Origin of the sequence: Parabacteroides sp. HGS0025, from assembly GCF_000969845.1 — a bacterium.
GTDB lineage: Bacteria > Bacteroidota > Bacteroidia > Bacteroidales > Tannerellaceae > Parabacteroides > Parabacteroides gordonii.
Window position 1 is genome coordinate 1,716,886 of record NZ_KQ033902.1, and the last position, 18,268, is coordinate 1,735,153.

Below are 18,268 nucleotides of genomic sequence, written 5' to 3' on the forward strand. Positions count from 1 at the left end.
CTTCGAATAGTGAAAATATAAATTTATAAATAAGAATTATACTTTCAAATGATGTAAATATAAATTCATGTAAGTAGAAATGACATGACACGATCTTTTTCTCCTGTTGGAGGTCTACGAAGGCAATAAAGTATTACATTTGTCGGCATATCTGATAACATGAGAAAAGAAATGAAACGAACACTACTACTATTTATTTTGATTTGTTGCCATCTATTGCCGGTAACAGCACAGAAAAACGCCCCTAAATGGATGGACAAAAGTAAAAAAGCCGTTGTCTTAATCACTACATACGGAAAAGACGGAGCCAAACTGACCTCGGGAACAGGTTTTTTTGTTTCTGAAACGGGTGATATCCTTGCCGCTTACGATCTGTTTAAAGGCGCGGAAAAAGCAACCGCAACCGATACGGAAGGCAAAACATATCCGGTGACAACCGTTATCGGTGCCGACGAGCTATACGACGTTATAAAAGTAAAAGCCGAAACACCCAAGAAGGTTCAGTTCCTGCCGATCGCTTCCGATCCGCTGGCAGTGGGGACGGAAGCCTATTTGTTGACTTACAATACGGCTAAAAACGCAGTCTTTGCACAAGGCGCAATCACCGAAGTCAGTAAGTTGAAAGATCCTTACAGCTATTATAAGTTGTCTATCCCTTTGGAAGATGACCGGGTAAATTCACCGATCCTGGATGCCGAAGGCCGGGTGTTCGGACTGGCACAGGCGGACGCTACCGGTAAAAAGGACGTTTCGTATGCCGTTTCTGCTTCGTATGTCAATAGCCTGGCTATCGCATCTACCGATTTCCTGAATACGGTTTATAATAATATAGGTATTAAAAAAGCATGGCCCGCCGATGTGGAACAAGCCCAGGTCGCTTTATTCCTGAAAGGCAGCACACAAGATGCTAAAAGTTATCTGGAAACGTTGAATGATTTCATCGCCACTTTCCCGAATTCGGCAGACGGCTACCTGAACCGTGCTTCCCACTATGCCAGCCGCCGTGCAGAACTGGCTTCCACACCGGCTGAACAGGCAAAATATCTCAATATGGCCCTGGCAGACATCAACACCGCTTCAAAATATAGCGACAAAAAAGGCGATGTCTATTACAACCAGGCAAAACTGATCTATAACGTAGCCGCCGGAGATACCACTTTGACCGATCCAACCTGGTCTGTACAGGCTGCACAGGAAACAATCCGGAAAGCGATCGAGGAGGAAGACCTTCCCGTCTATCATCAGTTATCCGGTGATATCTATTTCTTCCAGCGTGATTTCGAGCAGGCATATAATGAATATATGATCGTGAACAACAGCGATCTGGCATCGCCCACTTCTTTTTACTGGGCTGCTAAAGCGAAAGAAAATATTACAGGCTTCAATATCGGTGATATCATTGCCCTTCTGGACGGTGCGATCGATAAATGCGGTTTGCCGCTTACTTCCGAAGCCGGCCCTTATATCCTCGAACGTATCGACTGGAAACTTCGTCTGTCTCAATATGATGCCGCTATTGCCGACTACGATTTGTATTATAAGGCTATGAATGGTGATGTGGGCAGCAGCTTCTACTATTATCGCGAACAGGCTAAATTCCGTTCCGACGACCTGGAAGGTGCCCTGGCCGATATCAAAGAGGCGATCCGCCTGAGTCCGGATGTTCCCGACTATCGTGCCGAAGAGGCTTCCGTCTATGTCCGCATGAAAAACTATAACGACGCATTGGCAAGTATCGATAATGCCTTGAAGGTAGCTCCCGATTTTGCAGCCTGCTATCGTCTGAAAGGTATCTGTTATGTGCGTCTGGAAAAGAAAGCCGAAGCTTGTGAAGCATTGAACAAAGCAAAAGAGTTGGGTGACCCGTTGGCAGAACGACTGATAAAAGAACATTGTAAATAAATACCGGATATGAATAAGGTGAAAAGTGTTTTTATTGTAGCCATGCTGGGATTTTGCCTGCTGGGAACAACCGGTTGCAAAGGCAAATCGGGACAAAAAGAGGTAAAACTTGAAGCGCAAGCTTCTGTTAATACAACTCTTTATGATAAAACATTACCGGAAATCAAAGAATTGGTGGACGGTAAATGGGAGTTGGTCAGTGGTCAGAATGCCCGCGAAACCTGCGAGTTTGAAAACACTTTTATCCGATTCAACGGAGATAAATATGTCTGGACGGAAGACAACAAAGACGAACCCGGCGACCTGAACTGGCGAAAGTCTGATACGGGTGCCGGCTATGAAGCTTACCTGATGGATGTCTTTTATGCAACCAACCCTTCCTACCCGTTAGCAATCAGTGGCGATACATTGTTTATCCAGGATTGTACGGAGACGGCTTATAAATATACGTTAGTCAGAAGGTAATCTACTTTTGGCTTGATCCAAAAGTAGTCAAAAGATCAAGGCTGCACCTGGCTCGCTACTCCGCATCCTGCGTTCGCTGTCGCCTCCGAACTCGCTTCGCTCAAACAGCGGATGCTCCGGGCGCTCACTCCGGCTGCTGCGCTTAACGCTCACCAGCTGAGGCCTCTCTTAGAAAGCGAAGCTTTCTGTGGGGATTGCCGACACCGTCTGTTTTTTTAGCGATCCCGTGTCAAGCACGGGATGACAGGACTGTGGTAGAACAGGCTGTATCTGTAGAACAGGTAGTATCGGCCATCCCCATAGAACGCGGAGCGTTCTTGGAAAGGCCTCAGCGGGTGAGCGTCCGCGAAGGTGAAAGACGAAGCGTTCGGGAGACTGCGCTGTTTGAGCGTAGCGAGTTCGCAGACGACAGCGTAGTCTTTTGCCGTAGCAGCGAAGCCGGTGCAGCCTTGAACTTTTGGTTACTTTTCTTTCAAGAGAAAAGTAATAATCAATCCCATAAACTTAATTGTATTCCTCCCTTTCCTTTATCCTCTTTCTTTAAAGGCTTTTTCGCATCGCCGAAAACAGTCTTTCCACCATACTTATAGGAAGTATCCCGTTCATGCTGTACCCAGTCGTCGAAGTAATTACTCGGAGTATATCCTTTTTCCATCTCCTGGGATATCTTGGATAAATTCTTTAAAGCATCCGATTTCTCTTTATCGCCGAGACGCGCCTGGCGTATCGCTTTATCGAATACCTCGACTGTCTCATCATAGACGCTTGTCGGAACCGGAAACGGATGCCCGTCTTTCCCTCCGTGAGCAAACGAGAAACGTGCCGGATCAGAGAAGCGGGAGGGAGTCCCATGTATCACTTCACTGACCAACGTAAGTGATTGCAACGTACGCGGGCCGACTCCTTCCAGCAAAAGCAACGACTCCATATCAGTTACATTCGTCTCGTGTGCCAGAAGCAAGGCGGCACCTAGTCGTTTCAGGTTCACATCTTCCGCTTTCACCTCATGGTGGTTAGGCAGAATAATGGATACCTCGCGCATCAGCTTATCCGGTGTCTCTTTGGTCAATTCCACAATCCCGTCTTTGGTAGGAGCAGCCAACTTATCCGTCAGGTTGAGTATCAATCCCTGATTTCTGCCACAAACAGAAGTATGAGGTTCCTCCATAAAAGAACGCAGGGAGGAAGAAAGCCAATGATAGCGGCGAGCCATACGCTCATTCGGGTTCATCCCTTGCTGTATAACCGCCCATTCCCCTTCTTTAGTAACGATAAATGTATGCAGATAAAGTTGGAAACCATCCTGTACGGCTGTATTATCTACTTTGGCTGCCAGTTTGCTGTGTCTGACCAACTCGTTTCCATTCAACCCGGTCTTGTCGGCTACTTCCAGAAGTTGGTTGGGCGTCTCCCTCGAAAACTTACCTCTTCCTCCGCAAATATAGACTCCCAGTTCTTCCGACCGGCAATTGATCGCTTTCCTCAACGCATTCATCACAGATGTCGTGATGCCGGACGAATGCCAGTCCATACCGAGTACACATCCCAGCGATTGGAACCAGAAAGGATCGCTTAATCGTCGTAATAATTCCGGGCGGCCGTATTCGATGACGATCGCTTCGGCGATAGCTCCTCCAAGCAAACTCATCCGTTGAGCCAGCCAGGGTGGGACTGTTCCGTAGTGTAATGGTAAATCAGCTGTACCTCGTTTCATATATGCGAAGGTAAATAAAAAACAAAATCAAATCAGTTAATGAAATGCTAATAAAGCAACAAAAGAAATGGTAGCAATGTTATTATTTAGAAATCAAATAGTAACAGATATGTATTTGGAAGTAAATAAGAACGATCATGTTCAAGGTTCGGTCAATGCACCGATAGAAATAATTGAGTATGCGGATTTCCAGTGTCCTTACTGCGGAAAAGCTTATCATATAGTCAAAGAGATACAGAAGAAGTTCGGCGGCAAGATTAAATATGTGTTCCGTAATTTCCCTCTGACAGAATTGCATCCGCATGCGTTGCATGCAGCTATCGCTGTGGAGATAGCCGGTTCCTACGGCAAATTCTGGGAGATGCATGATCTCCTTTTCGAGCATCAGAATGCGTTGGATGACTATTACTTATTGGAATATGCGAAGAAATTGGGGATAAGCGCCGCTGATTTTGAAGCGGATTTCGGTAAAGATCGTTTCTACCAGAAGGTGAAAGACGATTACGACTCCGGTATAGAGAACGATGTTCAGGGAACACCGACATTCTTCGTTAACGGAGAACTCTATGACGGCAACTGGATGACTTCCGAATTCGTGGAGTATCTGGAGTCTTTAATATCTTAGTAATCATGAAGAAATTAAGTTTGGTTATATTGACCTCTTTCCTGTTGGTTGCCTGTGGTGCCTACAAATATCTCGATTTGGGGATGTTGACTACCGGGATGACCATTGCCGAAGTGGAGAACCTTATGGGGCCTCCCGAACGGGTATTGGCTGTCAACAAGAAAGATGGTTATGTGCAGGAAGTGTTGGAGTACCGGACAGGCAGAAATGAAGTATATGCCCTGGAGTTCTGGGATAACTACCTGACGGGTTACGAGTATCTGTATGACGATGTAAATTACCTGCCACCGGCAGCGCCTCCTATGGTATTCCCGGATTATGGCCGTCCGATTTACATTTATCCACCAGATCATCATCCCAGCCATCCCAATCGTCCGAACAAACCCAACCGTCCGAATCGTCCGAGTCGACCGGAATCGAACCGACCCAGCCGCCCTGAATCCAATCGTCCGGAGTCGAATCGTCCTGAATCCAACCGTCCGGGTCGTCCTGAAACTAGCCGTCCACAGACGAAGCCTTCAGAAGTAACCCGCCCCTCAAACAGCGGAACAAGTAACCGGACAGAACAATACACCAATCCAACAAACAGTCAGTCAAAAACGAATGACAGATCGAATACAAGCGGAAGGAATGGGGGACGGAGACAATAAGTCTTATTCAAAATAGATACTTTTTTGTAATGCGTAGTAGAAATGGGAAACTTTTAGTTATATTATTTTATTTTTGATTTTATATCCTTCCATATTGTAAGTTGATCGAAGTTTAATGAATTGATAGATTTGCTTTTAAAGTTTTCGATTTTAAACATTGATAATATTTTTAGGTTGAAAAGTGATGGATAAATAGATAAGCAAAGAATATTATCAAATAATTTTTGATTATTCTTAACTAGTTTAAGTATTGTTTCTTCATCTTGATCTATGACTTCTAAATATTCACCAATTTCATGTTTTTGTATTTTTAAAAATGATGTTACTGATTCTGTTGAAGGATGGGTAAATCCAGATAAATGTTCATATAAAGCTTGGATTTTACCACTTTCATCTGCGTATTTAATATAATCTTTTATCTGTTTCGCATTATAAATTTTTGAACGATTATCTTTTTTTCTGTGCTTTCCTGCAAATGTATAATGAAGCAAAGCATCTTCAAGAGCTTGATTTATGACGATTTCTTTTTTCTCTGTATCAAATATCGATTCAATTTCGGAAAATATATCTGCTAGGTGATATGGGATGGCTGCAAATGTATAATATGAATCTGTTGCAAATTCAATAAGTCCTCTCATTGATGTGCAAAAAGATAGTAGATTCTGATTTTCAAAACTTAAGGTAAGTGCATCGATCCATTTTTGAGTTCTTAGTAAATTTGTAATTGAACAAAAATGAACTCTATTTAGTAGTTCTAGCCAGAAAATTTTGTTACCTTGATTGATTGATTCATCCATTCTTAACTTCCATTCTTCTTCATTGATAAAAAAGTATTTTTTACCAATATTCTCTTTAAGTATTAATTGAACATAAGGATAAAGGAGTGCATTGTTTGTTCCAAATATTTGTGTAATCATTTAATTGAAGTTGTTTTAAATAATAATGAGTTTTCGATTATAATTTATAAATTGTATTTATCTCTTAATAAAAAGCACTTGTCTTCATGTCTTGAAACAAGAGCTTTGATGAAATTGTGAAATTTAAATTACTTCTTCATAGCTTCCTTGATAGCAACCGTAGCGCTTACCATCGGGTTGTTACCCTTGCCCAGGATTCCATCATTTCTACGTGAACAGGAGCTGATGAAGATCTAGCAAACTGAGCGTTATCGTGTATGCGATCCATTGTGTTGGTCATACCATAAGAAGCAGGAACTGCAGCTATGTTATAGTTGATAATTAAATTATTCCACTGCATGTAGTTTGTTATGGTGTTGCTGTACTTTAAACTCATGTTATATTCTGCATTACTTCTATTGAACATTACTTTGACATCATAGTCTTTAAATAGAAATTTTCAAATATGGATTTGCTTTTCTCTGAATTTGGAGTAAAGTAGATAAATTGCTTTTGTTCATTATCCCAGAATCCATCTGTAATTATTTTGCAATTATGTAATGTCTCTATTTTTTCTTCTAAATAACAGACTCTAAACCCTATAAATTCTAAGTTTTCTTTTATATTATTTAGGAATGCAAAGTTTTTATGTCCTAATCCACGAGTAGAGGGGTATTGTATTGCACAGGCGTCTTCTGCAATGAAAAATTTATTACTAATATTATATGCTGCACAATATTGATTTTCTCCATTATATGAAGATGGTAAAATACGTGTAAACTCGTTGCGAAGTAATTGAAACATTATATATCTTTTCATGTTTTCCTCTTCAGTTAATTCGTTGTAATATAAAAAAGAGCAACAGTCGCTGTAGCAAAATGTTTTAATGGATTTATAAACAATTAAGATAAATGTATCATCCTTTTGTATATTAGTTTCTAGCATAGCCGTAGAGGGCATAAGACTCGTGTATAGTACAGAATGTTTAGGTTTACTTAATCGTTGAAAATTAGTTATTTGATTAGATGGTCTTTCCCAGATGTCTTGTAAATTATTTATGTTAGTATCTTTCTCTATCTTGCGAATTCTAAAAAAATAATAAGGCATATTGGATGTCCTCTTTTCAGGGAAAATGCTATTCTTAAAATTGGGAGAAAACTCATGTCCCTGAACTTCTATTGTGAATAAGAATTTCACAGCTTGTTCAATTCTACTGAAATTCGTCGAATAATATAAACAAGATGTTTTATAATTTTCAAAATAGCTATTAATCTTTTCTAGAGAGTAGTTTGATAGAAGATGTTTCCAACTGTAAATTTCTTCTGAATTGTTTATATCATGATAAATAAATCCATTATTTCTCATATTGATAAATCATCTTTTTTTGTTTACACTTACTATTTAGATACTACAATATTGTTATTATAAAAGATTTCATTACTACCTTTAGCTATAAAAGTAACAGATGGATTATTGAAATCTATCCAAAATTTGTTAGAGGATGCAAACAACTTTAGCTTTTCAGCTTGCTTTCTCTTGTAGCCTTCTACTACTGATCAACATCTCCTGCAGTTCTTTACATCTTTTACGGATATAGGCTACTGTTCTCGAAATTCAATTGACCGTCAAGTGCTCTCTATCCATTCTCTATGAAATTCATTAATGTAAGTTCTGTCCGTATAGCCTGCTATTTAATTTGTATGGAACAAATGTAATAATAATTCTAGAATGTTACCACTTGTAAGAATTAATAAGTTGAGTTGATCATGTTCTTTGTTTTAATTGACAGATAATTAGTCTGATTACTATAAGTTAATAATTGATATTTAGTTCAGTAATACGTGTCTAATTTCAATTCTTAATAAGGGTGACGAATCTATTGAATTTTATACATAATAATCAAATTAGAACCATAACCCTTAGGTGGTTGCTGCTGTATTTCAAAAGAATATTCATACCCTAATGTTTTCATTGCGTTACAAACTGTTGGCATTGCATTATTCATTTTCAATTCTTTATGAATATCGCCAGATTTGAGTTTGATCTCACTTTCTCCGGAATTCTTGGCTTTATTAATACTGTTTCTGATATATTCTCTTACATTCTCTACAGAAGCATTTTTAGTTTTTTTTGCTTGAGGTTTTTTTATGATGTTTTGACTTTTTATGTATTTATCTTTACAGATATATTTTTTGATATATCCTATTATTTCTTTTATTCTGATAAGCATTGGAGTTTTATTAATGATATTATTTTTGTTATTCATCGATACTTTGTTTGGAATTTGGATATTATACATTGGATGATAGTAATTAATTAAATCTGATTCAATAACAGAAAAATTAGGAGTTTCATGAAAGTATACAGTAACAGTCTGCTGTTTCTTTATGGCTTCCAATATTACTTTATTAAGTTTACAATTAGTAGACTGTCCTCCTTGGAAACAATTTTTGGGAGAAATGCAACCGTATCCCTGGTTGAAACGATTTCCTAAATCTTGACATTTACCAATATAAATCATTTGGTCATCTATGTAAAAAGCATACACCCCCGAAAGACCATTCCATTTCTTGTCAATAGAAAAATGACAAAATGTTCCACTTCCATGTTTGTGAAGCGGTATTATATCTTTTTTAGTAAATAATTCCTGAGGTCTAAATTCAATTATATCTCCATTTTCATTAGCTTCAGGAGATAAGTTTTGTATAAATTTGAATTCGTAATTGAGTAGTATTTTAGAGAGCATAAGGTTACTTGAGTTGATTTTATAATAAAAGCTCCCAACAGTTATTAACTGAGGGAGCTTCTTATATAAGAAAAATTACTTACTTCTTCATAGCTTCCTCGATAGCAACCGCTACAGCAACAGTAGCACCTACCATCGGGTTGTTACCCATACCCAGGAATCCCATCATTTCTACGTGAGCAGGAACGGATGAAGAACCAGCGAACTGAGCGTCACCGTGCATACGGCCCATTGTGTCCGTCATACCATAAGAAGCAGGACCGGCAGCCATATTATCCGGATGCAGGGTACGGCCTGTACCACCACCTGAAGCAACAGAGAAATATTTGTGACCGTTTTCCATACATTCTTTCTTGTATGTACCGGCTACCGGGTGCTGGAAACGAGTCGGGTTAGTTGAGTTACCTGTGATAGATACGTCAACACCTTCAGCGCGCATTACAGCAACACCTTCACGAACATCGTCGCAACCGTAGCATTTTACTTTTGCACGAAGACCTGTTGAATACGGAGTTTCTTTGATAACATTCAAAGCACCTGTTCCGTAGTCGAACTGAGTCTGAACATAAGTAAAGCCGTTGATACGTGAAATGATCATAGCAGCATCTTTACCCAGACCGTTCAGGATAACGCGAAGCGGTTCTTTACGTACTTTGTTTGCCATTTCAGCGATCTTGATAGCACCTTCAGCAGCAGCGAAAGATTCGTGACCAGCCAGGAATGCGAAACATTTTGTTTCTTCGCGAAGCAGACGTGCACCCAGGTTACCGTGGCCGATACCCACCTTACGGTCGTCAGCAACAGAACCAGCGATACAGAATGCCTGCAGACCGATACCGATAGCTTCAGCAGCATCAGCAGCGCTTGTGCAACCTTTCTTGATAGCGATGGCAGCACCTACAACGTAAGCCCAACATGCATTTTCGAAACAGATCGGTTGAGTTTCCTTACACATTGTATAAGGATCGATACCTTTAGCGTCGCAGATAGTTTTTGCATCTTCGATACCGTTGATACCATATTCTTTTAAAACCGCGTTGATAGTATCAATACGACGGTCATAACTTTCAAATAAAGCCATATTATTTTTACTTTTTTAAATTCTTATTTACCAGGAATAAAGATATTAGAAAGTTGAAAACAAGTACACCGCCGCAACAGGCCATATAGAATGCCATCCAGGGACGGTCCGGCTTCATGACGAAGTAGGTGATTACCGTCGCGATAACAGTCAGAATGATCAGCCCAATCAGGACGCGTGTCAGTGTTTTCTTATTCATTACGAGGATCGATATATTTTACAGCTTCTTTGAAACGACCGTAAGAACTTTTCGCTTTTTCCAGTGCTTCGTTAGCATCAATACCTTTCTTTATCATATCCATGAACTTACCCAGGTGGATGAATTCATATCCGATAACCTGATCGTCAGCATCCAGTGCCATACGAGTACAGTAACCTTCTGCCATTTCCAGGTAACGAACGCCCTTTGCCAAAGTACCGAACATAGTACCAACCTGGCTACGCAGACCTTTACCTAAGTCTTCCAGACCAGCTCCGATAGGCAGACCGCCTTCAGAGAAAGCAGACTGTGTACGTCCGTAAACGATCTGCAGGAATAATTCGCGCATTGCTGTGTTGATAGCGTCGCAAACAAGGTCAGTGTTTAATGCTTCCAGAAGAGTTTTGCCCGGAAGAATTTCTGATGCCATCGCAGCAGAGTGAGTCATACCAGAACATCCGATAGTTTCTACCAGTGCTTCCTGAATGATTCCTTCCTTAACGTTCAGTGTCAGTTTACATGCACCTTGCTGAGGAGCACACCAACCCACACCATGAGTCAAACCTGAAATGTCAGTGATCTGAGTAGATCTAACCCATTTTCCTTCTTCAGGAATCGGAGCACAAGGATGGTTGGCTCCCTTCTTTACAACACACATGTGTTGAACTTCATGTGAATAAATCATAATCGCTAATTTATTATATTAAAGTGATAATAAAACTTTTTGCTAATTTATATGTAATATCGCCTTCCAAAAGACCGCACAAAGATAAAATTTTTAATCCAGCCATGCAAGACGCAAAGTTCGTTATTTGTCGGTCGACTGAATATTAAGTTCGGTGCCGTTAAGCAGTATCCGGTAGGTGATAGGACCTATCTTTTTCATCATAAGCGCTACACCGCAGTATTTTTCCTGCGAGAGACGGATCGCTTTTTCTATCCGGGCGCTGTCGTCGGCGTTTCCTGTGACATGATATGTTACGTCGAAAGCCGTATAAAGCATCGGGATGGTATCGGAAGTCTCTGCTTTGACGTCGATCGACAGCTTTTCGAAACGGACTCTCATCTTTTTGAAAAGGGAGATCACGTCAACACCGCTGCAACCGGCCATCGCAACCAGCATCAAAGCTTTCGGGCGGACACCTGAGTCGGTGCCGCCGTCTTCTTTGCTGGTATCGATAGACACTGTATGACCATCCAGCTGGGTTTCAAAGGTGGAATCCTTTTTCCAGTCGAGAGTGATTTGAGCAGGCATATCGTTCCTTATTTATTTTAGTACTTCCTGTAGTTTGGCATCGATTTCATCACCATGAATGTTTTTGGCAATGATCGTTCCGTCTTTATCGACCAATACGGTATGAGGAATACTATTGACGCCATATAAAGCGGCACCTGCATTCTGCCATCCCTTCAGGTCGGACAGTTGCGTCCAGGTGATGTTCAGGTCTTTTACCCCTTTGGCCCATGCTTCCGGCTTGCTGTCTAATGAGATACCGACAATTTCGAAACCTTTATTCTTATATTGTTTGTAAAGCTCAACCAGATGCGGCGTTTCTTTGCGGCAGGGAGGACACCAGGAAGCCCAAAAGTCGATCAATACCACTTTTCCGTTGCCGACGAATTCAGACAGTTTATGAACTTCGCCTTTCGGGTCGGCCATTTCAAAATCGGCAAACTTCTTGCCTACGGCTACATTCTTTAATATCTCCAGGCGGCTCATCATCTTGTCGATACCCGGGAAAGCCTTGAAAGTGGAGTCTGCCTGCGACAGGATCTCGTTCTGCTGTTCTTCGCTCAGGCTGTAGCGGTTATCGAACATATATTTGGCAGACATTTTCTGATCCATATGTGCCAGGATATAGTTGCAGATCGTCTGAGTGATCTTTTCGCTGATCTCGTCATATTTCTTTTCAGCCGCCTTTACTATATTCTGATCTTCGGAACGGATTTCATCACCTAATTTACTCATTTCATCGTAGAACGGAGCAATTTGATCTTTCAATGCTTTCTCCGCGTCGTTGGCCGGAGTGCCGGTCACAACCGAGAATGTATCGAGGTTTGCAACGACCTTTCCGTTTTCGAGTGTGAACGTTGTCCGGTATAAATTAGGTTTACCACGTTCCTCCGGAACAACATCGGTCGAGAACCGGAGCGTTGCCAAAAGAGAGCCATTCTGCGTACCCGTAAACTTGAAAGCATTGTTTTCTACCAATGCGCTGTCGAAAGGTAAGACGTCCGGATTTCCGTATTCATAAAGATATACATACTGTCCATTCAGATCGGCGTTTGAAACTGTACCGGTTATTTCGTAACCAGGTTTTTCGCTGCAGGCTGCGAGAAGCAGTACAGAGGCAGCAATAGGTAGATACTTTTTCATATATTATTATGTGTTAAAACGATGTCATTACCATGGAATACGCGAAGTTATCGCTTTATTAATAATCCTTTATTTCTTTAGGCTTAAAAAGTTCTAATATTACGGAAAAGATGGATTATATTTGTCGTCTGATCGATATTCCGGGCTTTTATCAGGCGAATATCAGGTTATTGTACTACAAAATGAATACTAATGACTCAGACCAATAAGAATAAACATACACTGATCCGGTTGCTTTTTATAAAGTTTCTGTTATTCGGTTTGTTCCTGCTTTTCCCTTTTTTTCAGGGAGTGGCATCCATTACTTTGCATAAGGCGAATAATATCGACTTGTCGAATAATGCTATTATTGATATGTACCAGGATGTCCATGGCTATATGTGGATCGGAACTTACGACGGACTAAATCTGTATAATGGGAAGAACACCTATGTTTATCGCTTTGAACCTGATAATAAATATACGCTTTGCAGTAACATCATACATAAGATTTCGGATGGTGGCCCCGCATATCTATGGATATCCACCTCGATGGGACTGAACAGATTCTCCCTCAAAGACCGCAAGGTAACGGAATCATATCCGGAATACCCCGAATGCCGGCTGATCGCTACGGACTCTTTGGAAAACTCTTTGCTGGTCAGCCAGAAGAATTTTATTTCCTGCTATACGTCCTGTGCCGGCTCTTTCCAGGATATTTATACACAGGGGATATCTCCGGAAACGGTCAGGGTGTTGTTTCCCGGTCGGCAGGGAGAATTTTATCTCCTTTCATACGATGGTTTTCTGAAGAAGGTCGTTCCGGACTACTCCACCTTGCCTTTGACTTTGCAGATAACCGAAAACAAAATACATGATAAGCAAATAGGGCAGGCCTTTTACGAAGAAGGACTTCTCTACTATGTCGATACAGAAAATAAGCTTTACCAATACCGGATGGAAGACAATACGGAAAGATATTTGTCCGACCTTTCCGTTTGGATGGAGAAATACGGTAATGTATCCCGTATCGTTTCTTTTCAGAACAAGCAATATCTGGCATTCAGGAATGGCCTGTTAGTGGATATGACCGATCCGGAAGGAGCTTCCGACCTGAATATCGGTATCTTCAGTATGCTTAAAGACAGGAAGCAGGATATTCTCTGGATCGGAACCGATGGCCAAGGAGTCCGGATGCTTTACGATAAGCATAATCGTTTTGGTGGTCTGTCGTTGGAAGACATGCCGTTTGTGATGCGAAACCCGGTGCGTTCCGTCTACACGGACGAAGATAATACGTTATGGTTTGGGACGAAAGGGGATGGCTTTGTCCGCATAAAGGAATACGACTCTTTTAAAGGCAAGCAGATACCTTCCGACAAGATCACCCGTTTCACAACCGCTGACGGGCTCTCCAATAATCGTGTATATTGTTTTTATAAGAGCCGGTTCCATTCGTTGGTCTGGATCGGTACGGATGGCCCCGGCCTGTCTTACTATTCTTATGAAGATGAGAAAGTCCATACACTCCCAAGTAAGATCGATACGAAAATAAGATATGTCCATTCTATCTGTGAGGTGAACGACTCCACTTTGTGGATGGCAACTACGGGAGACGGGTTGATAGAAGTCGTTTTGGAGAAAAGCCAGTCTGGGTTGGTCGTTAAATATATCGAATCCTATATATTGGAAAAGGAAGGGAAAGTCTGTAACGAATTCTATTCGATGTATTACGATGGAGGATCGACCATATACTTGGGTAGCCGCGGAGGGTATGGAATGGCGCGTTTCGACCTGGTTACAAGAGAATATGATTTTATGTCGATGAACAATTCTTCCAATCAGGCTATCGGGGACGTTCTTAGCCTGTATTACAGCAGCGATTCCACTTTCTACCTGGGAGCCAGTTCCGGCATGACCCGTATGAAATGTAATGTGTCCGGTGCCTGCGACGTAAGGCAGTTCGACAGGAGCGACGGTATCAGCAACGACATGATCCACGGCATACTGGAAGACCGGGACGAATGTATCTGGCTAAGCACCAATAAAGGGTTGACAAAATACAACCCCCACAACAGCTTTTTCCATAACTACGGCCAGCAGGAGTTGATGGTCACGGAATTTTCGGACGATGCGTACTGGACATGCCAGTATACCGGGCGATTGTTCTTCGGAGGTATCGACGGTCTGGTCTGGATCGATCCCCAGAACGACCAGTTGGAAAACTACCGGCCGGATCTCCATTTCTTTGAACTGAAGATGGGAGGGGAGACGGTTAGCCTGGATGATTATATGGAAACAGAAGCAACTCTGGTCACCATTCCCCCGGATATATCGACATTCACCATCTCGTTTGTCGCAACAGACTATATTCATGGGGAAAACTATGAATACTCTTACCTGTTGCAGAACTATAACACCACCTGGACAGAGCTACAAAAGAATAACGAAATATCGTTCACCAAGCTTCCTTATGGCAACTATATGCTGAAAGTACGTTACAAAAACGATGTGTACGACTCGAATGCCCGCGAATACCTGTTGCCTTTGAGGGTACTCCCGCCCTGGTACCGTTCTACCTGGGCTATCGTATTATATGTATTTGTATTCCTTCTGTTTGTCGGAGCCTTCCTTTATCGCCTGAACCGCCGGATGGCAGAAAAGCAAGCCCTTGTTGCCCGGAAGATCAGGGAAGAACAAAAGGAAAAGCTGTATGAGGCAAAACTCAACTTCTTTGCCAATATCACGCATGAGCTTTGTACGCCGCTGACGCTGATCAACGGAGTAGGGGATTATATTCATACGTACGCGGAGAATACAGCCGATAGCAAACTGAAAAGATATATCCGTATCCTGCGGGATAACGTAATAAGCCTCAACGAACTGATCCAGGAGATCCTCGACTTCCGGAAGATAGAGGAAGCGGGCATGAACTATTTCAGTATCCGGAAGACCTCTGTCTCTGATATTATCCGCCGGCAATACGACTCTTTTACCCCTATCGCAGAGCAGAACGGAATAAACTTTACAGTCTCCCTGCCGGAGTCGCTTACCTGGAATACCGATCCGACCTGCCTGAAGAAGATATTGGTCAACCTGATATCCAATGCCTTTAAATATACGGAAGAGACAGGCTGCATACGTATCTCGGCTGCAATAGAGGACGGATCGCTCATCTTCAGCGTGTATAATACAGGTAAAGGAATATCGGAAACAGACCTGCAAACGATCTTTGACCGTTACCGTATATTGGGCGACCTGGATGGAAACAATTATACCCAGACGACTTCAAGAAACGGATTGGGCCTGTTTATCTGCCATAGCATGGTGCAATCCCTTCATGGCACGATAGAAGTAAAGAGTGAAGAAGGACAGTTTGCTGAATTTACCGTCCGCTTGCCCTATCTGGAACTGGATGAAGACGATAGGACGGAAGAGTATGAAAACGAAGAGTCGCAGCTTTTATCTTCTCCCTCTCCAGATCAGTCTGTGGTGTTGGAAGCGGATCCCTCCGGCAACAAACCTTCTATCCTTGTGGTAGACGATAATAAAGATATTGTCTGGCTCATCAAAGAGTCGTTGTCTTCTGCCTATACAATAGAAGAAGCCTTCAGTGTGGAAGAAGCTCTCTGCCTGATGGAAAAGCAAACACCCGCCCTTATCATTACGGACATTATGATGCCGGACATAGACGGCCTGGAACTGATCAGCCGGGTCAAGTCGGATAAGTTTACCCGCCATATCCCGTTGATTGTCGTCTCGGCCCGTATCTCGGAGAGCGACCAGGCGGAAGGGCTCGACCTGGGTGCGGATGCCTATCTGACCAAACCTTTCTCTTCGGTCGTGCTCCGCTCTGTCGTGAACCGTCTGATGACAAGCAAGAAAGAACTGAAAGAGTACTACTATTCGCCGGAAAGCGCCTACGAACAATCCGGCGGTCAACTGATCCATCAGGAGGATAAAGAATTTATGGATGAAGTCATCTCCATTATCAGGGAAAATCTCGAGGAGGAAACCTTGCGTCCCGAACTGATAGCCGAGAAGCTGGGGATGAACACCCGTTCGCTCTACCGCCGGTTCAAGAAAATCTCTCCGCTCACCCCTTCCGATTTCATCAAAGATTACCGGATGACTTATGCCGCCCAGTTACTGGTGACCACCAACCTGAATGTGCAGGAGATCATCTATAAGGTAGGTATCTCCAACAAATCCTATTTTTATCGCGAATTTGCAGCCAGGTACAATCAAACACCTATGGAGTACCGGAATAAGCAGTAAGTGGCTGATTTCTTGTTAGTGTCATAAATTACCAAAAGAGTGTCATAATCTGCAACAGGTAGATTATGACACTCTTCCGGTCGTTGAGTAGTAACCTGCGAAAGAGGGAAACCGCTAATATTGCACTCGATAATTATCACAAACCTTTGTCTGTCGGGCATTTTCAGACAAAGGGATATTAGGGAGTTGTTTTCTTTGGATAGTGAATGCAAAATTGAGTAAACAGTATGAAGTTGTGTTGTATTAAATATGTAAATGTAGTAGTTAGCTTACTCTTATTCCTATTCTCTGCTTGTAGGGATCATATCTCAGTAAATGTTCCGGAATTATCGGACGGAGATCCTACCACTTATTATACGGGAGCGCAGGGAGTAAATAAAATCGTTTTTGATACTCAATCCAGCATTCCTATCCAAAGTTACAAACTCTATTCATCCGGCGAAGCCCCTGCCCATGACCCGGTAAGCTGGGTGCTGAAAGGCTCCTACGATGGAACGAAATGGGTGGTAATAGACGAGCGCAACGACCAGCGTTTCTGCTCACGTTACCAGGAGATACTTTGCACGATAGCTGTTCCTTCGAATTATAAACAGTATATGCTGGAAGCTTCTACCGCCGGCAATGATGTACTGATATTGGGAGATGTTTCCTTCTCCGAAAAGAATCTGTTGACAGACTGGAAAGAGTTCAACTATCCTGCGGTCGATTTCGAAGTGCTCGATCCGCAGACAAAAGGGGCATCCATCTATACCGACCTGGTGCAGGATCCCGATGCCTATATAAAATATCATGCTGAAAAGGTGGCGGAAATCCTTTTCTATACCGCAAAAGATACGATGAATGATGTGCAGACCATTCAATATACCCTGAAAGATTATGACGGTGTATCTGCTAAATCAGGAAACCCACCTGTAATCTCCATCGTGTATAGTACACAGCATATTGAGAAATCGGCCAACGAGTCATTGTATAAGCTCGACTTTGAAACACGTGGCGTCTTATATCATGAACTGGTTCATGCCTATCAGTTCGAACCGAAAGGCATCGGCAGCTACTCTACTAATAAGGAATTCTGGGCATGCATCGAAGGAATGGCCGACGCTGTGAGGGCGGAAGCAGGCTTTTTCGATTGGAGCACCCGTAAACCCGGTGGTAACTGGATGGACGGTTACCGTACGACCGGCTTTTTCTTCCAGTGGCTCACCACCAAAGACCCCGACGCGATACGCAAACTGCATCTGACCGTCCGCGACCTGGAGGTATGGAGTTTCGACAAAGCGATAAAGAGTATCTTCGGCGAAGACAGCAGTATCGAAGGGATGTGGAACGAATACCAGGCTTTCCTTGAGAAATAAC

General features: G+C 42.3%; 15 protein-coding genes and 1 pseudogene. 6 read left to right on the forward strand and 10 right to left on the reverse strand.

The window, feature by feature from the left end; all coding sequences use genetic code 11:
• Positions 1 to 171: 171 nt before the first annotated feature.
• Both HMPREF1212_RS06535 and HMPREF1212_RS06540 read left to right on the forward strand, forming a co-directional pair.
• Positions 172 to 1,902 carry a serine protease gene (locus tag HMPREF1212_RS06535; RefSeq protein WP_028727519.1) on the forward strand — a complete coding sequence of 577 codons (1,731 nt, stop codon included), beginning with the start codon at positions 172 to 174 and terminating at the stop codon, positions 1,900 to 1,902.
• A 9-nt stretch (positions 1,903 to 1,911) separates the two neighbouring features.
• On the forward strand, positions 1,912 to 2,367 hold the full coding sequence (locus HMPREF1212_RS06540; RefSeq protein WP_046148823.1) for a hypothetical protein: 456 nt from the start codon (positions 1,912 to 1,914) through the stop codon (positions 2,365 to 2,367).
• A 490-nt stretch (positions 2,368 to 2,857) separates the two neighbouring features.
• Here HMPREF1212_RS06540 and HMPREF1212_RS06545 read toward each other — a convergent pair whose 3' ends face one another.
• Positions 2,858 to 4,081: a DUF763 domain-containing protein gene (locus tag HMPREF1212_RS06545; protein ID WP_046148824.1), complete on the reverse strand. Its 1,224-nt coding sequence runs from the start codon at positions 4,079 to 4,081 to the stop codon at positions 2,858 to 2,860.
• Between the two features lie 109 nt (positions 4,082 to 4,190).
• Here HMPREF1212_RS06545 and HMPREF1212_RS06550 point away from each other — a divergent pair, with 109 nt between their 5' ends.
• Together HMPREF1212_RS06550 and HMPREF1212_RS06555 are read left to right on the forward strand one after the other, a co-directional pair.
• Positions 4,191 to 4,706 carry a DsbA family protein gene (locus tag HMPREF1212_RS06550; protein WP_232430047.1) on the forward strand — a complete coding sequence of 172 codons (516 nt, stop codon included), beginning with the start codon at positions 4,191 to 4,193 and terminating at the stop codon, positions 4,704 to 4,706.
• 5 nt (positions 4,707 to 4,711) lie between these two features.
• Positions 4,712 to 5,356, forward strand: a complete 645-nt coding sequence (locus HMPREF1212_RS06555; RefSeq protein ID WP_028727523.1) for a hypothetical protein — start codon at positions 4,712 to 4,714, stop codon at positions 5,354 to 5,356.
• Positions 5,357 to 5,418: 62 nt separating this feature from the next.
• Here the strand turns inward: HMPREF1212_RS06555 and HMPREF1212_RS06560 are convergent, their stop codons facing one another.
• The 9 genes and pseudogenes from HMPREF1212_RS06560 to HMPREF1212_RS06600 all read right to left on the reverse strand — a co-directional run bounded on the left by HMPREF1212_RS06560 (position 5,419) and on the right by HMPREF1212_RS06600 (position 12,655).
• On the reverse strand, positions 5,419 to 6,273 hold the full coding sequence (locus tag HMPREF1212_RS06560) for a hypothetical protein (protein ID WP_046148826.1): 855 nt from the start codon (positions 6,271 to 6,273) through the stop codon (positions 5,419 to 5,421).
• A gap of 128 nt (positions 6,274 to 6,401) precedes the next feature.
• A pseudogene (locus HMPREF1212_RS06565) lies at positions 6,402 to 6,583 on the reverse strand (GGGtGRT protein); the annotation flags it as partial.
• Between the two features lie 95 nt (positions 6,584 to 6,678).
• The gene (locus HMPREF1212_RS06570) at positions 6,679 to 7,617 is read right to left on the reverse strand and encodes a hypothetical protein (RefSeq protein WP_046148828.1); all 939 of its coding nucleotides are present in this window, start codon (positions 7,615 to 7,617) and stop codon (positions 6,679 to 6,681) included.
• A 511-nt stretch (positions 7,618 to 8,128) separates the two neighbouring features.
• Positions 8,129 to 8,998 carry a GIY-YIG nuclease family protein gene (locus HMPREF1212_RS26265; RefSeq protein WP_052724931.1) on the reverse strand — a complete coding sequence of 290 codons (870 nt, stop codon included), beginning with the start codon at positions 8,996 to 8,998 and terminating at the stop codon, positions 8,129 to 8,131.
• 79 nt (positions 8,999 to 9,077) lie between these two features.
• Complete coding sequence (locus tag HMPREF1212_RS06580) at positions 9,078 to 10,079, reverse strand: GGGtGRT protein (RefSeq protein ID WP_046148829.1); 1,002 nt, start codon at positions 10,077 to 10,079, stop codon at positions 9,078 to 9,080.
• 7 nt (positions 10,080 to 10,086) lie between these two features.
• The gene (locus tag HMPREF1212_RS06585; protein ID WP_028727525.1) at positions 10,087 to 10,278 is read right to left on the reverse strand and encodes a hypothetical protein; all 192 of its coding nucleotides are present in this window, start codon (positions 10,276 to 10,278) and stop codon (positions 10,087 to 10,089) included.
• Positions 10,271 to 10,963, reverse strand: a complete 693-nt coding sequence (locus tag HMPREF1212_RS06590; protein WP_046148830.1) for an iron-sulfur cluster assembly scaffold protein — start codon at positions 10,961 to 10,963, stop codon at positions 10,271 to 10,273. The genes HMPREF1212_RS06585 and HMPREF1212_RS06590 overlap by 8 nt, the downstream gene beginning before the upstream one ends.
• 123 nt (positions 10,964 to 11,086) lie before the next feature.
• Positions 11,087 to 11,533, reverse strand: coding sequence for an OsmC family protein (locus tag HMPREF1212_RS06595; RefSeq protein WP_046148831.1), 447 nt, complete (start codon positions 11,531 to 11,533; stop codon positions 11,087 to 11,089).
• A 12-nt stretch (positions 11,534 to 11,545) separates the two neighbouring features.
• A complete protein-coding gene (locus HMPREF1212_RS06600; protein ID WP_046148832.1) occupies positions 11,546 to 12,655 on the reverse strand; it encodes a TlpA disulfide reductase family protein in 1,110 nt (369 codons plus the stop codon).
• 192 nt (positions 12,656 to 12,847) lie between these two features.
• Here HMPREF1212_RS06600 and HMPREF1212_RS06605 point away from each other — a divergent pair, with 192 nt between their 5' ends.
• Together HMPREF1212_RS06605 and HMPREF1212_RS06610 are read left to right on the forward strand one after the other, a co-directional pair.
• Positions 12,848 to 16,912: a hybrid sensor histidine kinase/response regulator transcription factor gene (locus tag HMPREF1212_RS06605; protein WP_198293253.1), complete on the forward strand. Its 4,065-nt coding sequence runs from the start codon at positions 12,848 to 12,850 to the stop codon at positions 16,910 to 16,912.
• A 227-nt stretch (positions 16,913 to 17,139) separates the two neighbouring features.
• A complete protein-coding gene (locus HMPREF1212_RS06610) occupies positions 17,140 to 18,267 on the forward strand; it encodes a basic secretory protein-like protein (RefSeq protein ID WP_046148833.1) in 1,128 nt (375 codons plus the stop codon).
• Position 18,268: the final 1 nt, after the last annotated feature.